22 protein-coding genes are annotated in these 25,694 nt (G+C 71.7%); 14 read left to right on the top strand and 8 right to left on the bottom strand.

The annotated features are described in order from the left end of the window. The first annotated feature begins 938 nt into the window (after positions 1-938). From IF45_RS31670 to IF45_RS0128000, 4 genes are all read left to right on the top strand, one after another. Positions 939-5,891 (top strand): DNA cytosine methyltransferase, encoded by a 4,953-nt coding sequence (locus tag IF45_RS31670; RefSeq protein WP_037638669.1) that lies wholly within the window; start codon positions 939-941, stop codon positions 5,889-5,891. Then, entirely contained in the window at positions 5,888-6,988 is a 1,101-nt protein-coding gene (locus tag IF45_RS0128010; protein WP_129854253.1) for a TniQ family protein, read from the top strand. Before IF45_RS31670 ends, IF45_RS0128010 begins: the two co-directional genes overlap by 4 nt. Positions 6,989-7,207: 219 nt before the next feature. Further along, on the top strand, positions 7,208-8,116 hold the full coding sequence (locus tag IF45_RS0128005; RefSeq protein ID WP_030310262.1) for a prolipoprotein diacylglyceryl transferase: 909 nt from the start codon (positions 7,208-7,210) through the stop codon (positions 8,114-8,116). 619 nt (positions 8,117-8,735) lie between these two features. After that, positions 8,736-9,278, top strand: coding sequence for a hypothetical protein (locus tag IF45_RS0128000; RefSeq protein WP_030310261.1), 543 nt, complete (start codon positions 8,736-8,738; stop codon positions 9,276-9,278). A gap of 156 nt (positions 9,279-9,434) precedes the next feature. Here the strand turns inward: IF45_RS0128000 and IF45_RS0127995 are convergent, their stop codons facing one another. The 7 genes from IF45_RS0127995 to IF45_RS0127960 form a co-directional block, all read right to left on the bottom strand. Next, positions 9,435-10,466, bottom strand: a complete 1,032-nt coding sequence (locus tag IF45_RS0127995) for a hypothetical protein (RefSeq protein WP_030310259.1) — start codon at positions 10,464-10,466, stop codon at positions 9,435-9,437. Continuing rightward, positions 10,463-11,176: a ParA family partition ATPase gene (locus tag IF45_RS0127990; protein ID WP_129854254.1), complete on the bottom strand. Its 714-nt coding sequence runs from the start codon at positions 11,174-11,176 to the stop codon at positions 10,463-10,465. The genes IF45_RS0127995 and IF45_RS0127990 overlap by 4 nt, the downstream gene beginning before the upstream one ends. 37 nt (positions 11,177-11,213) lie before the next feature. Continuing rightward, a complete protein-coding gene (locus IF45_RS31980) occupies positions 11,214-13,532 on the bottom strand; it encodes a DUF6884 domain-containing protein (RefSeq protein ID WP_051720751.1) in 2,319 nt (772 codons plus the stop codon). Between the two features lie 429 nt (positions 13,533-13,961). Then, a complete protein-coding gene (gene tap / locus IF45_RS0127975; RefSeq protein WP_030310254.1) occupies positions 13,962-15,659 on the bottom strand; it encodes a telomere-associated protein Tap in 1,698 nt (565 codons plus the stop codon). Between the two features lie 2 nt (positions 15,660-15,661). Continuing rightward, positions 15,662-16,213: a telomere-protecting terminal protein Tpg gene (gene tpg / locus IF45_RS0127970; RefSeq protein ID WP_030310252.1), complete on the bottom strand. Its 552-nt coding sequence runs from the start codon at positions 16,211-16,213 to the stop codon at positions 15,662-15,664. A gap of 14 nt (positions 16,214-16,227) precedes the next feature. Beyond that, positions 16,228-17,169, bottom strand: coding sequence for a hypothetical protein (locus tag IF45_RS0127965; protein WP_129854255.1), 942 nt, complete (start codon positions 17,167-17,169; stop codon positions 16,228-16,230). Positions 17,170-17,343: 174 nt separating this feature from the next. Next, positions 17,344-17,652 carry a helix-turn-helix domain-containing protein gene (locus IF45_RS0127960; protein ID WP_030310248.1) on the bottom strand — a complete coding sequence of 103 codons (309 nt, stop codon included), beginning with the start codon at positions 17,650-17,652 and terminating at the stop codon, positions 17,344-17,346. Positions 17,653-17,804: 152 nt separating this feature from the next. On the opposite strand from IF45_RS0127960, the gene IF45_RS0127955 reads away from it, so the two are divergent. Further along, positions 17,805-18,131: a hypothetical protein gene (locus IF45_RS0127955; RefSeq protein WP_030310246.1), complete on the top strand. Its 327-nt coding sequence runs from the start codon at positions 17,805-17,807 to the stop codon at positions 18,129-18,131. After that, positions 18,128-18,967 carry a hypothetical protein gene (locus tag IF45_RS31975; protein ID WP_051720750.1) on the top strand — a complete coding sequence of 280 codons (840 nt, stop codon included), beginning with the start codon at positions 18,128-18,130 and terminating at the stop codon, positions 18,965-18,967. Before IF45_RS0127955 ends, IF45_RS31975 begins: the two co-directional genes overlap by 4 nt. A gap of 57 nt (positions 18,968-19,024) precedes the next feature. Here the strand turns inward: IF45_RS31975 and IF45_RS31970 are convergent, their stop codons facing one another. Continuing rightward, positions 19,025-19,795: a GntR family transcriptional regulator gene (locus IF45_RS31970; protein WP_030310242.1), complete on the bottom strand. Its 771-nt coding sequence runs from the start codon at positions 19,793-19,795 to the stop codon at positions 19,025-19,027. A gap of 211 nt (positions 19,796-20,006) precedes the next feature. Between IF45_RS31970 and IF45_RS0127940 the strand changes: the two genes are divergently transcribed. The 8 genes from IF45_RS0127940 (at position 20,007) to IF45_RS31965 (ending at position 25,687) form a co-directional block, all read left to right on the top strand. Continuing rightward, a complete protein-coding gene (locus IF45_RS0127940; protein ID WP_030310240.1) occupies positions 20,007-20,372 on the top strand; it encodes a hypothetical protein in 366 nt (121 codons plus the stop codon). Further along, positions 20,369-20,677 carry a hypothetical protein gene (locus IF45_RS0127935; protein ID WP_129854256.1) on the top strand — a complete coding sequence of 103 codons (309 nt, stop codon included), beginning with the start codon at positions 20,369-20,371 and terminating at the stop codon, positions 20,675-20,677. The genes IF45_RS0127940 and IF45_RS0127935 overlap by 4 nt, the downstream gene beginning before the upstream one ends. Next, complete coding sequence (locus tag IF45_RS0127930) at positions 20,674-20,859, top strand: hypothetical protein (RefSeq protein ID WP_030310237.1); 186 nt, start codon at positions 20,674-20,676, stop codon at positions 20,857-20,859. The genes IF45_RS0127935 and IF45_RS0127930 overlap by 4 nt, the downstream gene beginning before the upstream one ends. Continuing rightward, on the top strand, positions 20,856-21,143 hold the full coding sequence (locus tag IF45_RS0127925) for a hypothetical protein (protein WP_030310235.1): 288 nt from the start codon (positions 20,856-20,858) through the stop codon (positions 21,141-21,143). Before IF45_RS0127930 ends, IF45_RS0127925 begins: the two co-directional genes overlap by 4 nt. Next, positions 21,140-22,372 carry a DUF2637 domain-containing protein gene (locus IF45_RS0127920; protein ID WP_030310233.1) on the top strand — a complete coding sequence of 411 codons (1,233 nt, stop codon included), beginning with the start codon at positions 21,140-21,142 and terminating at the stop codon, positions 22,370-22,372. Before IF45_RS0127925 ends, IF45_RS0127920 begins: the two co-directional genes overlap by 4 nt. After that, entirely contained in the window at positions 22,372-22,614 is a 243-nt protein-coding gene (locus IF45_RS0127915; RefSeq protein ID WP_030310231.1) for a hypothetical protein, read from the top strand. The genes IF45_RS0127920 and IF45_RS0127915 overlap by 1 nt, the downstream gene beginning before the upstream one ends. 105 nt (positions 22,615-22,719) lie before the next feature. Then, positions 22,720-24,945 carry a P-loop NTPase family protein gene (locus IF45_RS0127910; protein WP_030310229.1) on the top strand — a complete coding sequence of 742 codons (2,226 nt, stop codon included), beginning with the start codon at positions 22,720-22,722 and terminating at the stop codon, positions 24,943-24,945. 226 nt (positions 24,946-25,171) lie between these two features. After that, positions 25,172-25,687 (top strand): hypothetical protein, encoded by a 516-nt coding sequence (locus tag IF45_RS31965; protein ID WP_051720749.1) that lies wholly within the window; start codon positions 25,172-25,174, stop codon positions 25,685-25,687. Positions 25,688-25,694 lie beyond the last annotated feature (7 nt).

Below are 25,694 nucleotides of genomic sequence, written 5' to 3'. Positions count from 1 at the left end.
TCCTCTCTGGTCTCGTGGGCTCGGAGATGTGTATAAGAGACAGCGACGTCGGCTCTCTGTTGAGTGTGGGGAACTAGGTGGAAACCGCCAATCGGTGCACCCCACCAATCTTGATCGTTTCCGCAGGTCAGATGCCATTTTCGACCACACTCAAGCCCTGATACCCCCCTGAACTGAGCACCGAAACCGCCAAACCGTGCGCACTTTTTCCACAGTGCGGAAATCGAACAGAGGAGGGGAGGTGCACGGATTGGCGGGTTCGGGTCCGACCAGCGGAAACAATCACTTCCGCACTCCTCTTACTGGCAACGGTTTCCAAGTAGCTGTTCGAGTAAGGATCGACACCAAAGTTTCAGCCCTTACCGCATCTGATGCACGGTATGGCGGGTTCGGCAACTCGACCCCGTTTCCAGGGAGTTGCCGCAGGTAGACACCGAAACCGTCATCTAGTGCACCCCTTTTCCCCAGCGTTGTCCACAGCTACCGCTACCAGGGGAAACATCCCGTGCGCCTCGTAGCGGCTTTGGCGCCCCGTCCGGCGCCTCCCCGGTCGGTCAGGGTGCCGAACGGCCGGGAGAGTGGCGCGCAGGCCCCTTAACGGTCGCGTGGCGCAGGGTGACCCGCTGGCGTGGCGGGAGGTGTTCGAGGGGCGCGGGGGCGGATGCGCCGTCGGGCCGGTGCGCCCGTGGCGGGGTCGGCACCTTGGCCGCCCAACACGCAACACGACTCACAGTTGAACTTGTAGTTCACCTGCGACTCATCTAGGGTGGGGGCCACAACGAAACACGCCGCGCCGAGCACGGCGGACCGACCGGAAGGAACCCACCTTGACCAGCACGAACGCACTCCCGATGCCAGTTGCCGAGGCTCTTGCGAACGGTGCGCCCCGGAATCTGGGAGCGCTCGCCTCTACCGCTACCGCCCGTGGGTGGGGCGCCATGGTCGAGCGGAACGGGGACGCGTGGACGCTTGTTGTCTCGACGCCGTCCGACTCCCGTACGGGCCGCTACACGTGGCGCGCGGGCAAGTGGGCGACGGCCGGACGCGGCTACCGGGACACCGTGGCGTGGTACCGGTCCGCCCCGGACGCTGTGCCCGGTGCCGAGGCGGTGTCCGAGGCCGCGGACGCGGTCGAGAAGGTCACCCCGTCGACGGACGTCGAGGCTGCCGGGCTCGCCACGCTGCGTGACGCGTCCAGCAAGATCACGGACGCGGTCGCCGAGGCACGTAAGGCTGTACAGGAGGCCGAGGCGTGCCACGCCGAGGCGTGCGAGGCAGGGGAAGCGGCCGAGGCCGCGCGCACGACGCGCGAGGCGGAGGACTGGGCCGAGGAGGCGGAGGACGCGGCCGGACGCGCGCCCGAGTGCGTCAAGCGCGCTAAGTCCGCGCTCCGTCGGGTGCAGGCGCAGCGTCGCGCGATCCAGGCGGCGGCACGCGCGGTCGAAGAGCTGGGTCTCGACGAGGGTTACCGGCGCACTGCGGTCGAGGCCGAGGACACCGCGCGTGAACTCCTCGGCGAGGCGGAGGGGGCGGCCGAGGAGGCGCAGAACTGGGCCGAGGCCGCGCGCGAAACGGCCGGTCGGGTCTGCCCGCTGTGCCGGTGCTTCATGCGCCGTACGGGGTGCGCGACGCACGCGCGGTCCGTCGGGTGTGGCGCGTGCGTGGTTGGTCAGTGCGGGTGCCGCGCGGTCATGCTCGCCACCCTCGACCGCGCGGGGTCGACCGTGGCGCGCACGGTCGACGCCGAGGCGGTGCGCGTCGGGTACCTGCTGGAATCCGAGGATGCCGCGCGGGTCGACGCGGGTCAGCTCATGTTGGCCGGTGACTGGGACGCGGCCGAGGACGCGCTCGCCGAGGCGGACGGACCGGCCGAGGACGCGCTCGCCGAGGCGGACGGACCGGCCGAGGAGGAGCGCGAGGAGGCGCAGCCGGCGGAGCGCGAGGAGGCAGAGACGGCGGACACTGCGCCGGTCGCTCCGCACGGTGCGGCGGACGTCGAGCGTGCGCGTAAGGCGGCGGAGGAGTGGCCGGAAGCGATGGAAGCGCGGTCGCTGGATGACCGCTACGAAGGAGAGTTCCGACGCTCCGACTTGCTGTCGGAACTGTCCGTGTGTGGTGAGCGGTTCCCGTTCCGCTTCCATTTCAAGTCGGGCGGCGGACACACCGTGACGCTTCCGACGGGGGACGTGTGCGGCACGTGGGGTGAGGTCACGGGGGCCGCTATCGCGTACGTGATCGAGGAGCGTCCGGCGACGGTACTGCGGGCGGCGGACGAGATGGCGCGCGTGTACGGCATCCATGCGGAGCAGGCGGCGGAGCGGGCAGAGGAGAACGCGCGGACGGCCGTGTCGGTTGGCATGGCTCGCGCTGCTCTGGACACGGTCCGTGCGTTCGCTCAGCGCATTGAGTGGGACGGGTTGACGGATGAGCAGTACGACAGTGCCCGGGGCGCGGTCCGTGAGGCCGAGCAGCACGCAGAGCGCGCAGAGTCCGCGTACGGGCGTGGGGACGTTTATGCGGCTCGTTGGGCCGCGCGTGACGCTCTCGCCGTAGCGCGTTGGTTCGGACTTGACGCGCCGTCGGCTCAGGAGTGCGCGGAGCGCGCGCCGGAAGCGCGCGCGGTTGCTGGGCGGGCGCGGCCTCAGCCCTCGATGTTCCTGCTGCGCATCACCCGCCCGGGGTGGGAGGGGCCGGGCGAGGCGGCCGAGTCTCCGGCCGGTGACGCTCCGACCGGTAGCGGCACGACGTCGACCGTTCCGGCGGAGGAGATCGAGGGGGGCGCCGCGGCGGAGAGCGACGCCGCGCGGCGGAACGAGGAGCGCGCGGCCGAGGAGGCTGCGGCGGCGGCGGTGCGACGGGCGCGGCGACGCGTCGAGGAGGCGGAGGAAAAGGCGGCGGAGGCGCGGCGACGGGCCGAGGGTCTCGACGCTGCGGCCGGGGTGCACTATGGCCGGTTTGCTGGCGGTCAGCCGATTTTGATGGGGCATCACTCGGCGCGGGGCGCACTGCGGGACCGTGCGCGGGGGGACGCTGCGACGCGTAAGGCCATCGAGGCAACGGCCGAGGCGGAGCGCGCGGAGCGTGCCGCGCGGAAGGCGCGGCAGGAGGCCGAGCTCGCCGAGACCGTGAACGGCCGGTCCCGCCCGTGGGAGCGGGCCGACTTCCAGCGGGGGGACGTCGTCGAGGTCCGCAAGATCTATACGGCCTCGTACGTGGTGGTCCGCGCGAACGCGAAGACGCTGACGCTTCGGAACACGCACACGATCGACGACGTCAAGGGCCGGTACGACCAGGTCCTTTCGAGGACGCGGGACGGCCGGACCATCACCAACCCGGGGCAGGACGACGCGCCGTCGGTCAAGGGACCGGCGCTTTCCGAGGGATTTGACGAGAGCACGACAACAACACGACAGGCCCCCGCTGGGGTAGGGGGTTTTTCCCGGGAACTTGACGCGGACGCGTCAATCGAGGAGGCCCCGAAGCTGGTCCTCGGGACGGGCAACCCTGACGACTCCGCGCGGGTGGTGCTGTGCTGGGGCGCAGCCGGCGCCGGGGCTCTGGACCGGTGGGAGGTCACGGCCTCATGGCGCGGCCACGGCTTCCGGGTGGCGCAGCACAAGGGCGAGTGGTTCATCACCCGCGAGCAGATGCACCCGGCGGACCTGAGCAAGAACCCGAAGCAGTGGCGCAAGGGTGAGCAGGTCCGGCACGCGGACCGGCGTCCGATCCGGAGCCGGGTAGAGGCGGAAGCGCTGATGATCGCCCGGGTAGAGGAGCGGCGCGGCCGTGAGGCCGAAGTGCGCGGGATCATCAAGGCCGCGGCCGAAGGTCCGGCCCCGAAGTGGACCCCGGCTCCCAGCATCATCAAGCCGCGCAAGGCCCCGCGTGCGGACTGGTCCCCCGCTGACGTCCTGGCCGAGTGGGGCGACTCGGTGAGTTACGAGGAGATTGCCGAGGAGGAGGCCGAGGACGTCGCCCCCCTGGACGCGGCGGCCGGTCACCCGGCGCTCGTCGAGTGCCAGGCGGCGGCCGATCTCCTCGTTGCGTACGCCGAGGAGCACCCCCTCGACGAGGCGGCCGAGGGGTGGGCGTTCGAGGCGGTCGAGCGGGTCGCCATGTGCGCGTGGGCCGTCGAGGAGGAGGACGAGGAGAGGGCAGGCGAGTACGCCCGTGCGGCGAAAGGGGAACGCGCGGCCCTCACGCTCGGTCGGCTCGACGAGGCAGGCCCGATGACCCCGGAGCGTCTCGCCGCCCTCGACGCCGACACGCTCGCGCTCCTCCGGTGGTACGCGGGACCGTGGCCGGTGCGGTGGCTCTGGCCCCCGGAGAAGGACGCGCCCCGCGTGATCAACCTGTTCCACGGCCCCGGCGGTTGGTCGGTCGGCATCCGTGACGTCCTGGGTGCCACCGTGGACATGGTCGGCGTGGACCTCGACCCCGGCGCGGTGGCCACGGCCGAGGCCGCAGGGTTCGAAATGATCCGCGCGAGCGTGACAGACCTCGACCCGGAGTGCTCGGCGCTCCAGTGGGTAACCGGCATCATCCTTTCGCCCCCGTGCCAGGCATTCAGCCCGGCCGGTCTCCGCATGGGCCGGTACGCGTCGGCAATCGAGCTCATCGTCTCGGTGGTCCGTGGCGTGGGCGCGGCGGCCGGGTTCCTCGCCCTGGTGGACGCCGAGGGCCGGGACGCGGGCAACGCGCCCCGCTCCGGGGAGACGTGGGAGGAAGTCCGCGCACCCCTCGCCGAGCTGGAGGACCCGCGCGCCGGTCTCATGGCCGAGGTCGTCGTCTGGCCCCTGGCAATGCTCGCCCGGGGCGGGTCGGTCGAGTGGGTCGCCGTCGAGCAGTCCAGCGCGCTCCCCTCCGAGATCGAGCGCGGCTTGATCAACGAGTTCGTACAGGCAGGTTGGGGCACCGTCGAGGCCGAGACCCTCGACGCCGTCCGCTACGGCGCGGCCTCCCACCGGAAGCGCCGTTTCCTCACCGCGCACCGCACCCGCTCGCCGTTCGTGAGCGTGCACCCCACCGAGGCGTTCCCCGTGACGACGTTCGCCGAGTGCGCCGGGTGGGAGCGCGGCCGGTCGGTCAACACCCGGGGACAACGAGGCATCGACCCCAAGACCGGACGGCCGAAGGGTGGGAACGCGTTCAGCGCCGACCGCCCGTCGACCTGCGTCACGGCCACGGCCTACGGATGGAAGGACGACGAGAGCGGCGAGAAGGTTACACAGGCCACCATCGGCCGACTCGTCGGGTTCCCGGGTGACTACCCGTGGAAGCACGTGGGCCGCGGCGCCGGTATCCGCAACCGGGCGCAGCAGGCGGCCGACGCCGTGTGCCCCATGGTGGCCGCCGCCATCATCGGCCGCGCGCTCAACGTCGAGGAGTGGGAGCTCCGGGCACGGGCGTACGCGGAAGCCCTGTACCGCCGCACCCTCCGCCCGGAGGCGCCGCACGTCGCCATCGTGCCTCGACCGCGCCCCGCCGTCCCGGCCGCCGCCGAGGCACCGGCCGCCGCCTCGACGACGTCCGCCACCTCGGCCCGGGTGCCGCTCCCGGCGGCCACCGGGGGACCGGCGCCGGCTGCGGGGGCTCCTGTCCCCTGCCCCCTGTCGCGCCGCGCGGACGCAGGGGGGTTCGGGGGTGTTCGCGCAGGTCACAGCACGCGACAGGGGACCACGCGGCAACCCACGCGACAGGGCGCACGACAGCCCACGGCGCCCGGGGCCGGGAGCCGAGGGCCCCCCCTCGGCCCGGGGGTGGCCCCGGCCCGTCCGTGGGCATCTTCCCGGGGATTTGACAGGAGCACATCAGGAAGAGACAACCCTCCTCGGTCGCTTCGGGACTCGTCGCACGCCGCGCACCCGGGGTGTGGCACGGTGCCGACATGACCGACCCGGCACCCGCCCACCTCACCGTGGACGATCTCCCGATCCGCGTCCCGCTCATCCACGGCGAGACCACCGGATCGTTCCTCGCGCGCACGGCCACGGCCAACGGCCTACCGCTCCCGGCGCTCCTCGACGAGCTCGGCGATGGGTACGAACTCCCCGACGACGGCCTCTCTCCGGGGCGCGAGGAGGTCGACCTCCCCGCCGAGGCGCTCGCGCGCCTGGTGCTCCTGGTGGACCGCGACGCCGACCAACTCGCCCGCGTCCTGCCGGGGCTGACGCCCGACCGGATCGCCGAGACCGAGGCGGGGCGCATCACTCCTTGGCCGCAGGAACCCGGCGCGGCCCCCCTGCCTGCCTGCCCCCTGTGCATGGAACCCGGGGCGTGGCTGGTGGCGCACGGGCACCGGTGGCGGCCGTGCGGGTGCGGGCGCCGGTGGATGGCAGGCGATGACGGCGGGTACCTCGTCGACACCGGGCCGCTCCCCGAGCTCGGCCGCGCACTCAAACGGCACCGGGCCTTGGCGCACCGGTTGGGGCCGACCGGTGACGCCCTCCTCGCCGACGCTCACCAAGTCGCGCTGTGGTGGTGGGTCTCCGGACAGGTCGGCGCCAAGGTCTGGCGCGAGCGCGAGGACACCCTCCGCCTCACCCGGCACCGCCGGCGGGCCGCCCCGGTCGTGGTGTACCCCGAGGCGGTCACTCTGGCCGAGGCCATGTGGGCATGGGAGGAGAAGCGCCGGCGGCCGGGCGCCTCGGCCGAGGAGTGGGTCGAGGGCCTGGGACGACAACTCGCCCCGACCGGTGTCATCTCCCGACGCGAGCGGGCGCCGCTTACCTACTGGCTGGAGCAGCACCGAACCGAACCGGCGAGCAAGCCGGTAGGACGCACCACCGCGGATCGCCGATGGAACCGGCTTCCGGACCTTCACCAACGCCCCACCGAGTCGGGCCTCCTGCGGGCGCCGTCCTGCCTCATGTGGGTTTACGGCCTTCCGCTCACCGAGACCTCGGCCGTCTGCCCACAGTGCGACGGACGCGCGGCGAGCTGCCGATGGGTGCCCTACGCGGGGTGCGCCGGGGTGCCTCGTAAGTAGGTCGCCGTTCGGTTCCGTGCTCGCCCTCGGACGCGGTCCGATACCGTGATTCCGAGGGCAGACACCGCCGCCCCTACCGCCGCCCGCGCGCCCACGCCGCCGAGGCACCGACGGTACGAAGGTCCCCCGGGATTCCGGTCGTGAGTCAACAAGCTGCGATCCGTTCCGTACCCCGGGCGGGTGGCGTGGGGACCGAGGCCCGGGTCGGGAAGGTGTCGTATGCCCAAGCGCAACGCCGAACAGAAAGCCGCGCGCGAGCTCCAGCTCGCCGAGGGCCTCGGGTATCAGGACGCACTCAGGCGCGTGAGGGCCGAGACCGCAGCCGGACCGGCCGCCACCGAACCGCCGGCGCCCCAACCGCCCGCCGTGGCGTACGTACTCCAGCCCACCGCGGCCGAGCTCAAGGCCGCGCCCGGCATCACCGCCGAGGAGCTCGGCGTCCGCGCACTCCCCGCCGACGCCACCCCCGGGCGGCGAGCTCACGCCGAGGCCGTGTGGCGGCCCGAGGTCGACCCCGCCCGGCCGTGCCGGTGCTCAGGGACCGGATGCCACCACGGGAAGCGCTGCCCCGTGGGCGAGGGGACGGCGTACGGCGTCGACCAACAGTGCACAGGCCACCTTGTCCACGTCGACCGCCACCCGGGATCGCTCTGGGGTCTGACGGAGTGGTGGGACATCTACGAATGCACGGAGTGCGGCGAGCGGGCCGAGGCGGGTGTCGAGCTCCCCGCGATCCCCTGGGGTGAGCGGCGCCCCAGGGATGCCGGCGGGACCACGACCGTGGTGTACGAAGGCATCAGGCATCCGAACTTCCCCGACTTCGACGAGGACCAGGACGAGGCCGAGCTCGATCCCCACGAGTACCCGACCCCCGAGGATGACTTCTACGGCGACGAGGACCAGGACGACGAGGGACCGCTCGCCGAGGAGGGCCAGGAGGAGGAGCTCGACCACCTCGACGACGTCCCCGAGGGCGACGTCGACCCGGCCGAGGACTACGACGACTCAGCCGAGGAGGAACCGAGTACACCACCCGGCATCCCGGCAACCGACCTCGACCGGCAACCCACGGCCGCCGACTGGTCCCCGGCTTTCGACCTCGACAACGCGCCGCCCTCCGCATGGTGAGGCGCGATCCCCTCGACCACGACGAGGAATGCGACGTCCTGATGTACGACGAGGGCGCAATCTGCGGATGCGATGACGAGGCGAGGAGTCCGTCCGTAGTCGAGGTGCCCGAGGCGCGGCGAGCAAACACCCCGAGGGAGTCCACGGCGGACCACCTTCCCCCGGGCACGACCGGGCATCCCGATTGCCGGGACTGCAAGGGGGAGAGCATTTGGAGTGTGCCCGGCGGCGGCCGGGCACGACTGTGCCGCTCGTGTCGTTCGTGCTGCGAGTGCTACCACGGGGAGCCATTCCTATGGGACGTGCTGCCTGATTTCTACGGCGAGTAGGCCACGACAGCCGCGCCCGACCTCGACGAGGCCGGGCGCGGCTTCCTTATGTCCCCAGGTCACATCTTGTGAGTGTTGCTCATACCCGCAGTTGGTGAGGGGGTGCACGGTTTGGCGGGTTCGGTCCCAGGGGGGTGCACGGGATGGCGGGTTCGGTCGACCTGTGGTTTCCCCCCTCGGCCCCGTCGCGCGGCCGGCGGCGGTGCGCACCGTGGCGGGTTCGGCCTTCCTCGGGGTGCACGGTGAGGGGGAGACTCTCCTCGTCGCAGCGATCCCAGGAGGACACCCCCATGACCGACACCGCCCGTCCGGCGAGCGCCACCGAGGCCGAGCGCACGGCCGAGGAGGAGTATCTCCTCGCCTCCGTGCGCATGGCGGCCCGAAAGCGGGAGGGGTGGGCGTACGGCACCCTTAACGCCTTGTTCCTCGCGCACGGGCGCCTGTTTACCCCGACCCCGTGGCCCGGCGGCGCCAATCCCCCGGGTGAGCTCGGGCGGTGCTTCACCGAGGCCGTGTCCTGGGCCTGGGCATCGGACGGCGCTCTCGCGTACGTCGAGGGGGTGGCGCTGGACGAGTGGGCACGCGAGGAGCCGCACGCCTGGTGTGCAGGGCCGGACGGGGCGGCGCTGGATCTCACGTGGCCCCGGCCGGGACGGGCTTACCTCGGTCTTCCTGTCCGTGCGGACGCCGCGCAGCACATCATGAGCGAGACGAGCGGGCCTCTCCTGTACCGGGCCGAGGGCCTCATCTCCACCACCGCCGAACGATGGATGAGGGACGGACTACCCGACGGCCTCCTCGTCGACATCGGGCGCCCGGTGCCGCGAGGCTGAATCCGCGGGGCAGCTCCTCGACGCTCGACCCGTGGCGGATTCGGTCGAGGGGGTGCACGACGTGACCGAACCCGCCAAGCGGCCCCGCTCGCAGAACGCCGACGGCCCCGGAGGAATCCGGGGCCGTCGGCGTTGGGTGGCGGGTTCGGTGAGGAGCTACTCCCCGACGGCCTCGGCCGCTTCCGCTTCCTTCTGGAGTCGGCCGAGTGTGGCGAGCATGACCTCGTGAGGCTCCTGTCCGGTCTTCGCTGCCTGCGCTACGAAGAAATCCGAGAAGCGTCGGACGGCGGCCTCGCCCATCCGCCACGGCGTCCCGTCCCCCGCCGGCGCCTCCTCGTCGACGAGCTCGGCATCGACGATGTCCTCGGCGTCCTGGGTGACGGCCTCGGCCGCAGGCTTGGCGGCGGCCTGCTGCGCCTTGAGCGCCTTTGCCGCCGCCGCCTCCTTGGCGGCCCGGGTGACGGCCTTCCTTGCCAGGCTCGACAGCTTGTCGGCGGCCGGTGCCTTCTTGGCGCCCTGGGTGCTCTCCAGAACACCCTTGACGGCAATGTTGGCGATCTTCGCCGTTGGCTTGCCGTCTGCGCCTTCCTTGGCACCCGACCAGATGGCGCGGGCCGAGGTCGCCCCCCACTCGCGGTAGATCGAGACGAATTCGCGGGCGGTGCCCTCGTTCGCGATGGACAGCTCGCGCATGACGGGCGCGGCGGCAATGAGCCGGTCGGCCTGCGAGGCGGACAGTCCCCAATGAGTCAAGGTGTACTGGGCCCAGGTGAGCCCGTAGTGATGGTGGAGCCCGTCCTTCTTGATCATGTCGAACGCCTCGCCGGCGGCGGCGGCGGCCTTGCCGAACGCGCGGATCTGGCTTTCGGCCTGATTCAGGCGCAGGACCTCGGCCGGGTTGAGTGGTCCGCGCTCCTTCCCCTTGTTCGATTTCTTATCGAACGCTTTCCCGCCAATTGGCGGGACCGCTACCTCGGCACCCTTGGCGGGTTCGGTGGCGGGTTCGGTCGAGGGCGGTGTCTCTATGGCGGGGGGCGCGGCCTCGGACTCTGCCGACTGCGCCGGGATGCCCGGCTCGGTGAACGTCGCAGGCGCGGCCGTAGGGGCGCCTGTCCCCGTCCCCGCCCCCTTGCCGCGCGTGGCAAGGGCGTTGCCGAACATCGCATCCATGGCGTTCGGCTGGCTCACAGGGACACCCGTCCCAGGATCTCAACGGCGATCTTGTGCATGGGGTCGTCCTCGACGAGCTCCAGCGGCTTGCCGAACGCCCGCGAGTACCCGTCCTCACCCATCTGGTTCGGTACGGCGTTGTCCAGGACCGTGATCCCGCTCCGCTCCATCGTCCCCCGCACCTCCCCGCTCGACTTCGCGTTGTGGTGTACGCGGGTGAACAGGACGACGAGCTCGGGGCGCCGCGAGCCGGTGTCCTCAAGGTGCTTGAGTGCGGCCCAGACCGACGCGGACCGGTGGAGCTCGCCCTCGTGCGGCTGGAGGCACAGGACGGCCAGGGACGCCATCGCGAGCGCCGAGTGATGCGTCCCGCCCGGCCGGTTCGCCCACGACCCGGTGTCGATACCGAGGATGCCCTCCGCGGGCGTCTCCTCAATGATCGTGCCGGGCAGACGCAGGGCGCTGTACTGCGCCTTGACCGTGAGAGGGCTCTCGTCGTCCGCGTGCTTGGTCGGGACCATCCGCCCGCCCGTCATCTGGTTCCAGGTGACGAGCGAGCCGTCCTCGTCCTCTCCCGGCTCGTCGGAGTCGACGGCCGCCACGGGGATACCCATACGGGACCAGTGGCCGAGGACGTGTGCGAGGGTGTGAGTCTTGGTCGACCCGCCCTTGCCGATGAACACGACTCGTGCCCCCTCGGTGGGGAGCTTGTGCGTAGTTGTTGGCATGGCGGAAGGCTATCTGCCGCGAGGCCGCCCGCAGCGTTCATTTACCGCCGTAGGCGCTTCCGCACAGAGCTACGAGGGACGGATCGGCCACTCCGTGCGCGGACCGGCAGACGTCGGCCATGCCGTACCCGCCGGTCGACGGACGGCGCACCGGGGGGCGGACCTCGCGACGAGGAGGCGCCGCCGGCCGGACGCGCCGAGGAGGCTCGGGCCGGTACGTACGGCGCGGCACGGCAGGTGTGACGGCCGAGCGCCTCGGTGAACCGGGCGCCGCCGCCGACTTCCTGGGCGGGGAGGCCGCCGCCCGCTTGGGCGCCGGCGGCGAGCTCGGGTCCGGTCCCACCCGGACGAGCTCCTCGCGCGCCGGTGCCTGAGTGATGGGCTCCGGGGAGTGGGCGGGTCGAGGAGCGGCGGCGGGAGAGAGGCGGGGGGTCGGCCCGTGGGGATTGACGGACACGCATCCGGCCGTCAGGAGGACCAGGGCGACGGAGGCGGCGGCGATCATGGGGCGCATCCGCCTACCGTCCCGCATCACCGAGAGCCTGCCCTCGGGACGCGCGGACGTCCACCGGTACGGGTGACAGGCCGGGAGGGCGTCGCCTTGTCGCGTTCGGACCGCAGGGAGGGGAAAGGGGGAGTCTGCGCAGCTCACACGCCGCGACAGGGCCCCGCGCGACAGGTGGTGCGACAGGTGCCCGGACCCCGCACGGTGACGCCGTACGCGGGCAGGGGCGGCGGACGCAGTCTCGACCCGGACCTCGGCCGCCCGCACTGCGGCGGGACGGGCGACAGGCTCCTCGTCGAGGCCGAGCTCCTCGGCCTGGTCCTCGACGAGCTCGACCTCGGCGGCGGCCTGGTGGCGGTCGGGTGCGTAGATGTCGGCGAGGCGGCCGAGCTGTTCACCGATCCCCCGAGACCCGGCGAGCGGCTCGACGACGTCCTCCCAGACCTCCCGCGCGAGCTCGCTGTACGCCCGGCCGCCGAGGACCGTCACGGCCGCCCCCGAGATTCCGAGTGCGTGAGCCTGCCGGCGGAGCGTCTCGCCGTCGACCGTGCCCGGGTCACCGGCCCGAAGGTTGTAGGTCGAGAGGTACTCGTCCAACTCGACGAGCCCGTACTTTGCCGAAAGGATCAGCACCCGTCCGGCTCGGCCGTCCCGGGTGAGGACGTCGGCCGCCCGGCGCGCTGCACGGTGGTAGCTCCCTACGTAGAGCTCACCGGCCCGCGCGCCGATCACCGGCTCGCCCTTGCGGAGCCCCTCGGTGTACACGGCCTTACGACCCCCGCACGCCACGATTACGACGAGCTCGCGCTCCTCGCGCTCGGCACGCCGCCGCCCCGCTGCGGTGATCCGAACCTCGCCGCCGCGCGGCTTCCACTCGGCCTCGGAGAGGTGCCCGGAGTAGGGGCCGGGTGATGACCACTCGGCGTATCCGGCGAGGCCGAGCGCGCGCACCGTGCGGAGGTTGACCTCCTCCGGGAGGTGGCCCTCGGGGTGCGCGGCGGCGGTGTGCAGCCAACGCCGCTGTACGCGGGTGAGCGGAACCGCGGGGAGCTCCTCGTCCTCCTGGCCCTCGACGACGTCCTCGGCCGGGGCCTCCTCGACGGCGGGGAGGCCGGCCACGCTCGGGAGTTCCTCGCCGTCGAGCGCGGCGAACAGAGCCACGGACCGGCGGCCCTGCGCGGTGCGCAGCTCGGCGAGCTCGCGCTCGAACGCGACGCCGGCCGGGGTCGGTGCCGGGGCTCGGTCCGCGCTGGCGAGGAGCTCCTCGGCCTCGGCCTCGTCGTGCATGGCGTACAGGTTGACCGGCGTCTCGACCTTGACGAGGTCCCACACGATGCGGGCGGCCTGGTCCCACATGGGACGGGACGGGTCGAGATCTCGGGGAGGAAGGGAAGCGATCCCGAGATAGTCGGCCCCGGCCGCGAACGCTGCGGCGCGGAACTGGGCAGCGTAGGCGCGACGGCCGCCGGCATCGACGTATTCGAGCGCCTCCTCTGCGGCCACGCTGCGGGCCCACTGTCCGTAGACACGCACCGCCCTGGTGGCGAGGGCCTCGACGGCGGCGAGGTAGCGCGGGACGGCGGACAGGTACCGGGCGACCCGCTCGGGGGTTCCGCTGAGTTCGAGGGTCAGCTCGTCGGGCGTCGGCGCCGGGGCGTCCGGAGAGGCGGGGTTGTAGTGCATGGTCCGCCACGGGTGACGGGCGTCGATCTTGTAAATCACGGCGAGGCGCCGGACGGCGCGAGCGCGGGCCTTGCCCTTCCCGGAGGCCCGGGGGAAGTCGAGACGAGCCTCGGCGTCGCCTCGACCATCTACGGCGATTCGGGTGCGGGTGACGTACTCGGTGCGCATTCGACGCGGCTCCTGTCTGCGGGGTGGTGGCGTCCGACCACCCTCCCACAGACACAAGTCAACTACAAGTTGTACTGTGAGTTGCGCTCACGATTCGAGCCGCAGGCAGGCGGAGGGGCCCCGGCAGACGCCGGGGCCCCTCCGCCTGTCCGCCCGCAGGTTAGGGAGCGGTGTTGCTCTGCACGTCCTCGGGCTCGATCCCCAGGGCGTAGAAGACGGCCACCTGAGCGCGGAGGGAATCAGCTTCGGAAACGTCCTCGTCCTCCGCCACGCCGTCGAGCTACCCGCCTCCAACGCGGAACGTCCAACCACCGGGAGCGGACTCGAATCCCTCCGCCTCTGGCCAGACTCCCCGAGCGCTCTCGACTGCGGCCTCTTCCGTCATGATCTTCCCTTTCTGTCGACACTCGGATGATGATGGGCAGGGGCCTACTCGCCCTCGCGGGCGGCGTCCCGACCTTCCTTGATGAACCGGGCCGCGTTCGCCTTCTTGGCGGTCATCTCCCGGTACCAGTCCATCGAGCGGACGCCCTCCTCCTTGACGTAGCCCGGGTTCGGGCCGATGCGCCATCCGCCGGGAAGCGGCGTTCCGTCATCCTTGCGCGGGACTACGGCGCGCGCGGTCGGGTACGCCGACGGGTACACCACGCAGTCGGACAGGACGGCGAGCGGGACGAGGCCGGACCGGTTCCACGTCTTGACCATCTTCCGGTGGGCGCCGACGCGGGCCGCGCTGATCACCGCCGCGCGAATGTCCGGCCGCCACGTCGGCCGCTTGAGCGCGGGCCACGGCGCGTGTTTGCCGGGGCGCTTGCCCTGGGGCCGCTCGCGCATCTTGCCGATGCCGCCCTTTGCGGTCTGCTTGATCGCGGACAGGAGCGCGACGGCCTCGGGGTCGCGCTCCTTCACCGTCGCCATGCCCGCGAGGAACGCCTCCTCGTCCATGCCGTCCACGATGCCGAGATCAGCGAGGGTGTCCATGTAGGCGTCCCGCAACCTGTTGTGCCACAGGTCGAGGTATCCGCCGGCGTCGGGCCGCAGCCACGCTGCGAGCGGCCGGACCTCGATCCCGAGCTCGACCGCGTACGACACGGTCGGCGTCGCGTACCAGGCCGGGCCCGTCGGCCGCTTTCCGTCCGGGCTGAACGGAGAGGGGAACTCGTCGGGAAGGCGCTTCCACTGCTTCGTGGTCAGGTCTTTGGTGCGGAGCTCGGCGCCGGAAAAGTCGACGAGCCACGCGCCCGGGATCTTCTTGTCGAAAGCCGGGCCGTCGGTGTAGACGGCCTCACCGAGGCCCACCGTCAAGCGACTTGCAGCCGCGAGGAACGCAACGTTCACGTCGAGGCCGACGACGTAGGGGGCGGCGGCCTCGGCCTCGGTGGGCTCCCGGTACCAAGTGAGGGCCTCCTCGACGAGGACGTGTCCGGGGTCCTTGCTCTCCTCGCGCGTTCGCTCGGCGGCGAGCGGGTGCTCGTCCGGGGCCTCGGGCGGCGCCGGGTCGATCGCCACGGACAGGGAGCCGGGAACCGGGGTGCGGCGCATCCGGCCGGTGCCCCGGTCGAACTGGACCCGGGTGGGCGGCCGGACGGCGGTCATCAGGGCGAGGCTGCAACCGGCGGTCGAGCCGACGGGACTCACGACCCGCTCGGCGTACAGGCCCAGGGTGTAGGCGAGCGCCCCCGGGTCGTTCGTGGGGACGGCCCACCGCATCTGTTCGTCGAACGCGCCCCAGGGGATGACGGCGACGTGAACCTCGGTGCGGCCCTTGAAAAGGAACGTCCACGGCCCGAGGCCCGCCCGCGACAGAGTCCACCCGGCCTCGTCCAGCTCTTTGACGGCGGGGTGATCGTCCGGCACGCGCAGCCGCTTACGGTCGTCCATCCCCGTCGGCAGGTCGAGGGCCTCGACCGCGGACTCGGTGAGGACCAGGAGCGGGCCGACGTCCTCCCCGTACTGCGAGAGGGCGGGGGCGCCGAACTTGGACGCGAGGGCCCACTCGGCGGCCGACGACAGGTCGGTGACCTCCGCCGGTACGGCGCAGCTCTGGACGTTGGGGAGGTGGGCGACGAGGCGACCCTCGGCCGCGTCGAGCACGGCGAGCGGGGCGGTGTAAGGAGTTTCGCGCATGGTCAGTTCCGCCAATCCAGCTCGATGTAATCAACGTCCGTGAACTCGACGCCCAGGCTCTCGGCATCGGTGCCGGGGGTGCGGAAATACTCCTCCGCGAGACCCTCGGCGATCAGCCGTTGTGCCTCGGCCTCGTCGCCGTTGCGCAGGGCTTCGAAGATCCCGTCAACGAGGTGGTCGGGCACGTCCTCGGTGAGCCGCCTCAACCGGGCGTCGTCCGTGCTCCCGCCGGCGGCGTTGAACCCGAACCGGGCGCGCGTCTCCACCGTCAAACCGCGTTCCTTGGCCTCCTTCTGGGCCTTGGCGCGGACTTTCGGCTGATGGTCCTTGGACACCTCCTTTTCGAGGCGTGCAACGACCTTCGGGCTGTTGTCGATCTTCCGCTCGCCCTTGATGTACCGCTGAACGGTGCGGCGCGAGACGCCGAGGCGTTCGGCCACCCGTTGCGTGTTGCCCTTCTCCTTCCGCATCAACGCGTTGAAGCGGCCCGAGGTGGTCTTGGGGATGTCGCGAGTCTGGAACCGCGACTTGATGGCGTCGAGGATCTTCCCCATGGTGACGACTCCTTTCAGGCGATCTTGAAGACGGGGGCGGCCGGGGCGGAACCCCTACCGGCTTCGTGGCAGAACCCGCCGCCGCACAGCGGGGTACCGGGCAGTGTGGTGCGGAAGGCGTTCCGGCAGACGGGGCAGTCGACCACGCGCGGCGCCGACCGGCCGGTGTGCATCTCGCGGGCCGGGACGATGTACTCCGTCGGGAGCTTCCGCAGGAGCTTGGACAGGTAGCCACCCGGACGGTAGGCCCGCCGGTTGAGTGACGCGTCCAACGCCTTGAGGAGAGGTTCCTCGGGCCATCCGTTCCGCAGGCACCAGGCCACGGAACGAACCGCGAGGGCGCGCTCCTCGGGCTCGACGTTCACGAACCAGCGGACGCGGTCGAGGATGGCCTCGGCTCGCGCGGGGGCTGCCTCCCACGCGGCGCCCTCAAGGCGCGGCGCGGGAATGGCGCTCATCAGGGTGAAGCGATCGGGGCGGCGCCCGTAGGTTTTCCCGTCGTGCGTCTGCACTGGCACCGGGGCGAACGCGACAAGATCCGCGTTCACGAGGTGGGGGCGATGACGCTCGGCGGTGCGCAGGGAGACTCCCGCAGCCTTGGCGAGATCCTCCATCTTGATCTGCCCTTCCCACCCGATGCCGGCGAGCGCGACGAGGCAGCGTGCGCATGTCGGGTCGGGAGTGACGATGTTCGTGGCCCATTCCTGGGCGCCCGTCAGCAGTGGCTGCCCGATGCCGCTCACGAGGGGCGTGCGGCGGTCCGCGTCAATGCGGCCCTGCCCGAAGAGGTGGGCAAGGTGATCCTGTGTCGCCCTCTTCTTGAGTCCGACGATCTTCCCGATTTCTTCTGTTGTGAGCCAAATCTCGGATGCTGCGATTTGGTGATCTTCGAGCGCCGCAAACACCTTGCGGCAATTGGGGCAGTCATCCGGACTGATATCGCGGTGGGGTGCCACTCTTTCGGCCTTTCCGGCCTCTGCGCTGTCTCGCCATGGAGACCGTGGGTACACTCGCAGTAGACCTAGAGCAGGGTCCATGCGGAAGCCTTGGCGGGCAGGAGAGCCACCTCCTATGACCCCGGCGGGGCTTTTCGCATGTGTGGAAGTGAAATCAGGTGCGGAACGTGTCGGTCAGATCGCGATGACCTCCTGTGAGCCGCCGACCACGGAGGCGAGCCGCCGGTGGGAGAGCTTTCCCACGGCGTGCGTCGGGCCGCACAGGAGGTCCGGGACCGGGATGCCGTAGTGCGCGGACAGGCGGTCGATGTCCCCGAGGGACCAAGCGGCGGTGCCGGTCTGCTTGCGCGAGACCTGCCCCTGAGTGATCCGCAGGCCCGCGGCGAGCGACGTCTGATTCTCGCCGCAGGCGCGCATCAGAGCTGCGACCGTGACCCGGAGCGTGCCTTCGCTGGTACTCGGAGTGGCGGCGAACTTCCCCATGATGCGGTGACCTCACTATTTGTGAGCTGGGCTCATAACGGCAGCTAGCAGGGTCCGGTGATCCGGGCCCAACGGGTGGACACTCTTCCAGAGAATCAACTCGACTACAAGTGAGACTTGTAGTCGGTCTGGGGTCGTGTCATCCTCGGGGCATGGCTGACACACCAAAGAAGACGATCGAGGAGCTGCGCGCGGCGGCCGAGAAGTCCGAGGCTAAAGCGCGGGAGGACAAAACGGCCCTGCTGAACGCCGCAGTTAAGGCCGCCATGACGTCGACCGCGTACGGCCACGTTTCGGCAGTCGCCCACGAGGCCGGCATCGCGAACCAGTACCTCCGGACCCTGATCGAGGCGGCGCACCCCGGGTGGCTCGAACAGGCCGCCGAGGAGCGCAGGGCGGCCAAGGCCGCAGCGGTCAAGGCCAAGCGGCGTGGTGGTGCGAAGACTGGGCGAAGCGGTGGCCGGAGCGCGGCAGCGTGAGTGAATGGCTGACCCGCATCCTCACGCTGATCATCATGGCGATGACCATGGTGGGCGTACTGAGGGCGACGCTCGCTCGCGACTGGCGCTCGCTCGGTGGCGTGGTGCTGCTCTCCGGCCTGGCCCTCCTCGTCCTTACGAACGGCGGCGATTTTCGAGACGCGGTGCTGGGTGATTTGCGCGGGGCCGAGGAAGGTGGCGCGGCGCCCACCGACGGTGAGCCGCATGACGATTCCGGCCTCTGGCTCCCCCTCGGCCTCGGGGTCGGCGCTCCCGTCGCGGCCTTCGGGATCGTCGGCTTGTGGGCGGTCATCCGGAGGCGCCGCGGTCGAAAGCTGCGCAAGCGCGCAGCCCATGCCGTCGCGCAGGAGCGACGGGCCGCTATCGAGGCGGAGCACGAGAAGGTGCTCGACGCGTACGCCGCCTACCTCTGCGACCCCCTTGCCGTCCTCGATCGCCCGGCGCTCGACGATGTCACCACGCCGCAGACCGTGGCCTTCCTCGCGGCCATGGATGTGGCCGCCGACGCCCGCAGGAGCGGCGAACTCGACATCTACCGGCCGGCTGTCAGCAATCTGAAAGCCGCGTGGCGCGCTGCCGACGAGCACGCCCGGAAGGCCGGCCTGCGTCACCTGCCGCCCCAGGAGCGTGCCACCGTCACCCGCGCTCGCGCCCTCCTGGAGATCGCCCTCGACGGCGCCGGCGGCGAGCACGAGCGCCGCGCCGCCTACGCCAAGGCGCGCACTCTGCTCGGCGGCATCCTCACGCTGCCCAAACAGGCCGTCGCTGCCGTCGAGACCACGGCCCGAATCCCCCTGACGAAGGACACTGCCTGACGCGCACGAACCGGCGCCCGCCCCGTCAAGTCTGGGGCGGGCGCCGGTTCGTGCGCGTCAGGCGGTCGGGTCGACCTGGAGGGGGAGCGGTGCGTAAAGGAGGCTCACGCGGTCGGCTGCGGCTGCGAGCCGCACCAGCTCGATAGGGCGGCCTGCTGCGTCCCGGGTGACACGGTCGACGCGTAGGACGGAGACCTGAGTTCCTACGCCCAGGCGGGCGGCTTCATCGGCTGTCGGGGCGTCGGAGGTCACGTGCTCGTCCGCCTCGGCCGGGATGATGCCGGCGGCCACGAGTGCGCCGAGTGCGCCGCCCTTGATCTTTTCGGGGCTGTCCAGACCTGCGGCCCGCGCGATGTCGGGCGGGTACCACGCCTCTTGGAGGGCGACGGGCTCGACGCCGAGCATGGCCCGGCGGCGGCGCCGGACTGCGGAGCTGCCCGGCGGGAGGGCGAGGTACTCCTCGACGGCCGGCGGGGCGTCGAGGAGCTCGCCGGCGGGGGCTTCTACCTCGATGCGGCCATCGAGGCCCTGTGCTGCCGTGGCCGTCTCCCACGGGCCGCGGTCGCCGCCCGGGGTGAGGACGTGGTCGAACCGGCTTAGGGGGACGCGTACGCGGGTGCGGTCCCGCACGACCGTGCCGTGCCCGCGTCGAGAGGTCACCAACCCTCGCGCGTGCAGCTCGCCGTACGCGCGGCTCACCGTGGCCTTGGACCCTCGGCCCTCTGTGACCAGGTCCGTGATGTGCGGGAGGGGTGAGCCGACGGGGCGGCGCCCCGTGGTGATCTCCTCCGCGAGCTCGTCGGCGAGCACCTTCCACTTAGGCGGCATCTTCGCTCCTCCTGTCGGGTGGGATCAGTGAAGCACATTCCTAGGAATGCTTGACAGTCCCTCGGTGGAAGTGTCATGGTCATCTCGCGTCGCCAATCCTAGGAATGGCGTTCGACCTGATACGTACACCGCAAGCCCGAAAGGGCGCGGCCCCGCGCGTGGCTAGACGCAACGGGACCGCTGGCGGGAACTCAGTAAGGGAGTTGACCGCATGAGCACCACCATGCCTGAAATCGGCAGGATTCCGCGAATCGCCACCGCCGCCCGCCACCTCGACCAGGCGGCCCGCCTCGACCTCTCCGCCGTGATCGGCCTCGACGTCGACCTCATCACCGGCCACGAGTACAAGATCGCCGACGACCTGAGCGACGCCGCCCACGCCGCCGCCCTCCTCGACGCCTTCGGCGACGAGTACGCCCGCGTCACCGCCCTCGTCGACATGATCGACACCGGGTTCATCGACATCCCCCGCTCGTACGGCCGCCTCCTCGTCCTCGCCGACGAGCTGGAGCGCGCCGACGCCGCCGGGTACGACCTCGACGGGATCGACGAGGGCCTCGGGCGGTGGGCCGCGTGACGATCACCCGCCACTCCGCCGCCCGCGCGGCCCGCGCCCTCCTCGGCTCCGCCGACCGGCTGCACCCCGCTGCCCTCCTGGTCCTGGTCCTGGTCCTCGCGGGCCTCGCCCAGCTGGCCGCGCCGCTCGTCGTGACCCTCCTCACCGCCCTGGTGACCGGGGCCAAGGCCGCTGCGCTCCTTGCCGGGGCCGCCATCCTCGTCCGTCTTGCCGTTCGAGTGGCCGCGACGTTTCCCCGCCCCCGCACCGCTCCGTCGGCACCCCCGGCCGTGCCCGCGGTTCCGACCCCCCGCACGGCCCGATGACCGCCGCCGCGTGTGCCCTGGTCGGCGCCGTCTCCGAGGAGACCCTCGCCGCCCACGGCTTCACCCGCCGGACCGACGTCCACCAGGCCGCCCGGTGCGCCGAGCTCTGGGCCGTCGAGAACCGCCGCCGCAGTGACCGCGAGGCCCTCGACCGCCACCAGAGGCAGGAGGTCGCCCGATGACTGCCGTCGCCCGCCGTGTCCTCGTCGTCTCGGCCGCCGGACTCGCCGCCGCCGTCCACCACATCGCCACCGGGGCCCTGGTCCTGTTCCTCCTCGCTGACTGGTTCGTCGTCTCGCTGATCGCCGGACACGCCGGACAGGCCATCACCGCCGCCGTCGTCGGGACGCTCCTCGCTGCCGAGAGCATCCGCGCCGACCGGTTCGGCCGCCTGCACCCCTTCCCTCACTGCCCCCTGTGCTTCACGGCTCGCCGCCGGGCCGCCCGTAAGGAGATCGCCGAATGAGTCAGACGTTCTACGAGGAGCGCCGCCGGGACCGGGCGACGGACCGCGCCGAGGACCGCCTCGACCGCCTCGCCGAGGCTGAGGCCGCCCGCCAGGAGCGCGCCGCCCTCGCCGAGGAGCGCCGCAAGGAGCGCGAGGCCCGCACCGAGGAGGAGCGTCGCGTCCGCGCCGAGCGCAAGCGGGACAAGACCCGCCGCAAGGCCGAGCGGAAGAAGGCCCGCGCCGAGCTGGCCGCCAAGCTCGGCAAGGAGGGTGACACCGTCGGCGCCCTGGTCGTCATGGCGTGCGGCATCGTCCCGGCCCTGTTCTTCCAGCTCCGCGCCCTCAACGGGGAGGACCTCCCCGGGATCATCAGCCTGTGCCTGGCCGTGATGCTGGAGGCCGGGGCCTGGGTCGCCACCGTGAGCGGTGAGCGCGCCAAGCGCGAGGGCCGCCCCGTCGGGCGGTTCCGGGTCGTCATGTGGGCATGCGCAAGCTTCGCCGCCGTCATCAACTACTCGCACGCGCCCGGCGGCGGGTGGCTCGCCTGGGTCCTCGCCGCCGCGAGCTACGCGGGCGTGTTCTTCTGGGAGGTCCGCGGGTGGGGCCGACACGGCACCAAGGCCACCCGCACCAAGGCCCAGCGCAAAGAGGCCCGGCGTCGCCGCCGGCACGACCGCAAGCGCCGCCGCCGGTTCCGTGACGTCTACGCCCGGTACACCGACATCCTGACCGCGCACCCGTACGGCACCGTCGACACCGAGACCGCGTGGCGGGACGCGTGGCGAGACACGCACGGCGCCGACATTGCCGTCACCGCCGGTGTCGTCGCCCGCCGCGGCCAGGCGGGCAAGGCGCTCGCCGCAGCGCACGGCGTGGGCGTCGAGACGCTCATCGTCGAGCAACTCCTCGACGACGTGTTCGGCGGTGACGGCGGCGACGACGGCCCAGCCGCGCGCCGCTCCGGGAAGGGCCCGAATGGGGGGCCGAGCAAGGAGGGCCGAACCGCGAAAACCCTTGGGCGCAAAGGGAAGCGGGTAACCGGCCGCCTCGCCGGACGGACCGCTCCGAAGGTCCCGAACAAGCCTCTCGACGAGACCCACCTCGACCGCGTCCGCTCCCTCGCGGATGTTCTCCCCGGGGGCGCTGCGGACCTCTCCGTGAGCAACGTGCGCATGGCTATCGGGGGCGGCAACACCCGGTACGCGATGCAGCTCCGTGACGCGGTCAAGGCCGAGAGGAAGAACTGATGAGCGCCTCGTTCACCCCGCCCCGGCGCCTGATTCTCGCGGCCCCCGCCGGCATCTACCCGACGATCACCCTCTCGCCCGAGAACGGGTGGACGTGGTCCGCCGCCATCGGCGCCGTGATCTTCGCTCTCGTCCTGTTCGGCCCGGCCCTGATCCGCTCCGCCGCCAAGGCGGCGGCGGTCCGCGCGGCCACCAAGAAGGCCGAGGCCGCCGCCAAGAAGGAGAAGGCGGGCAAGAAGTGATCGCCCGCGAGCACGCGGCCCACTGATCCACCCCCGGCCCGGCCGCCCCTCCCCCGCTCGGCGGCCGGGCCGACGGTCCCCCGCACTTGAGGAAGGAACCACCGCATGAGCACCACCAAGACCGAGCACGCCGAGCGCGAGGCGCAGCTCGTCGACCTCGCCGCCTTTCAGGACCCCGAGACCCTCCTCCGCCTCGGCGAGCTCTCCCGGGCCGCCGCACAGCAGACCGAGAACGGCGTCGCCGACGTCTTCACCGGCACGGTGCGGCTGGACAAGGTCGAGGAGGCCCCGGCCGAGGCCGGCACCTTCGAGCAGCTCGACGAGGAGGAGCTCGACGAGGACGAGCGCGCATCCCTCGGCCTGCGCCCGATCATCCCCGAGACGTTCCTCGACCCGGGCGTGTGGCGGCAGCGCCGCGCGGTGTGGCTCAACTCGGCCGCCTTCCACGCCACCCGCAGCCCCGTCTACCTGTGGCGGTTCATCAAGACGAGCGCCATCGGCGCCCGCGTCGGCGCCCGGGACGCCTGGTCGTACCTGTTCGCCACCGAGTACGGCGAGCTCGCCGACAAGGTCCGCCGTGCCAAGGCCGGTGCCGAGCACATCGCCGACCTGCGGGCCGACCGGCGCAAGGAGGCCAAGCAGAGGCGCCGCGAGCCGGTCACCGTCTACGCCCTGACCGGCTGCACCTCCTACGCCGCCGCCGTCGTTGCGCTTGGGGAGACCTGGGGCCTGGTCCTCACCGCTCCGGCCCTGATCCCGTTCTTTGGCCTCCTGTACGTCCTGGGACACCGCGAGCTCGCCCGCCGGGCGCCCGATGGGGCGTTCGCGCTCCTCGACAGCACCGCCGCCGCCGACCATGACGGCCCGGTGACTGACGAGCGGATCACCAACGCCCTGCGGGACATCAAGCTCCTGTCGTCCGAGCAGACGATCAAGCCCGTGGGCCTCACCACCCGGGACGACCTCGGGAACACCACCGTCGCGTTCAAGACCCCGGCCGGTCTGGTCTGCAAGGCGATCAAGAACAAGGCCGAGGCGTTCGCCGGAGCTCTGGGCCTGTCGCTTGAACGCATCGACCTGACGCAAGGGGAGACCCCGAACGACGTCATCCTCTGGGTGGCGGCAACCGTGCCGTTCGCCGGAGACGCCCCGGCGTCGCCCCTGGTCGACGCCGACCGCTGGTCCATCTGGGACGGCGTCCCCTACGGCTCGAACCGAAAGGGCCTGCGGAAGACGCTCCAACTCCTTTGGTCCTCCATGCTGTTCGGCGGCGCGCAGGGCTACGGCAAGACCTCGGCAATGCGAGTACCGGCCGCCGCGGGCGCCCTCGACCCTCAGTGCCGGATGCTCCTCGCCGACTTCAAGGGCGGCGCGGACTGGGAGGAGCTCGAAAACATCGCGCACCGCGTGATCATCGGCGCCGACCCCGGGAGCGTCGACGAGTTCATTGAGCTCGTCGACGAGCTGATCGAGGAAATGGACACCCGCTTTGCCAAGATCCGGCGCATGCCCAAGGCCGAGCGCCCCGACATGCGCCTGACGCCCGCCATGGCCGAGGCGCACGGGATGCCAGTGTTGATGTTCCTGATCGACGAGATTCAGGAAGCGTTCGGCGTGGTCCTCGCCCGTAAGGACGGCGTGAAGGAGTTCGCCGCCCTCGTCGAGAAGCTCGCCCGCCTGATCCGGCGCGGCCGGGCCTGCGGCCTCATCATCGTGGCCGCGGCGCAGCGTCCGAGTGCGAAGTCGGTCCCGACGGACTTCCGCGACGTCATCCTCAAGCGGTACAGCGTGCACACCGTGGACGACACGTCGTCCGACATGATCCTCGGCGACGGACAGGCCAAGCGCGGGCACACTGCGGCCGGACTGGGCCGGATCGGCGTCGGCATCCTTGCCGAGGAGGCCGGTTCTGAGAAGCTCCAAGTCGACCTGATCACCCCGCGAGAGTTCGAGGTCATCTGCGCTCGTGGTCGGGCCCTGCGCATCGAGGCCGGCACCCTCACCGGCTACGCCGCGTCGGGCCTCCTGACGGTGTCCGGCATCCTCGCCCAGATGCGGGCCGCGTTCGACGAGGCCGGGGTCGAGGAGCTCGGCAGCATCGATATTGCCCGGCTCCTGCACCAGCAGGACCCGGCGGCCGACTGGGGCCAGCGCGACGGCGAGAGCGACAAGCAGTGGTCGAGCCGCGTCGGCGCTCGCCTCGGCCGCGAGATCGAGGAGGCCCTCGACGGATCGGGCCGCAGCCTCGACCGCGTCAAGGTGCGCACCCTCGCGGGCGCCGAGGGCCGCGGATTCCGCCGCACGGACCTGACGCTCGTACTCGGTGCATAACGGGACGAACCGACGTGTCCGGGAAGGTGTCCCCGCCGCAAAACCGCAGGTGGGGACGTGTCCCGGACGTGTCGGCCCCCCGGTCGGGGTGTCCCCAGCGGACACCCCGCCCAGGGGCCCGACACCCCCATAGACACCGCCCAGACCTGCACAAATAGGGGCAAAGCCACTCCCCGGGACACCGCCCCGACACCCAGAAACCCCGCGCGCAAGGAGTCGAGCCCCGATGGACGTCACCGCCCGCACCGCTCCCGCCGAGCCGGTCCTCTACCGCCCCGAGCCCGTCGAGGCGGCCGTACCGGCGACGACCCTCCCGTACCTGTCCCCGGTGCCCATCCCGGGCGCCGTCGAGGCCCTTACCCCCAACGGCGCCCGGGTCTGGCTCCTGGTCTCCAAGATGGAGTCCACCGGCCCCGCCGCCGCCCCCGAGACCGCCCCGGCCGCGCCCGTCCCCGCCTGGGCCAAGACGACGGCGCTCCTGGCCCTGTCCCTCTCCGGGTCCTCGGTCCTCGGCGCATACGCCCTCGGCCTGTTCGCCGAGGGCCTCGCCGCCCTCGTTGCCTCTCTCGTCCTCCTGGCCAAGTTCGCGCTCGTCCTGGCGGTCGTTCTCGGCCTGTTCGTCGTCGTGGTCAAGCGATGCGCCGGCGGGGGAAGCGCCACCGCCACCGCCACCGCCACCAGCACCGCCCGGGGCCTGTTCGCCAAGGCCACCGCCACCGCAACCGCCATCACCAAGAAGTAAGGAGCCC

Origin of the sequence: Streptomyces albidoflavus (assembly GCF_000719955.1) — a bacterium.
Lineage (GTDB): Bacteria > Actinomycetota > Actinomycetes > Streptomycetales > Streptomycetaceae > Streptomyces > Streptomyces albidoflavus.
The sequence above is the reverse complement of the archived record's forward strand: the minus strand, read 5'-3'. Positions and strand labels throughout refer to the sequence as shown.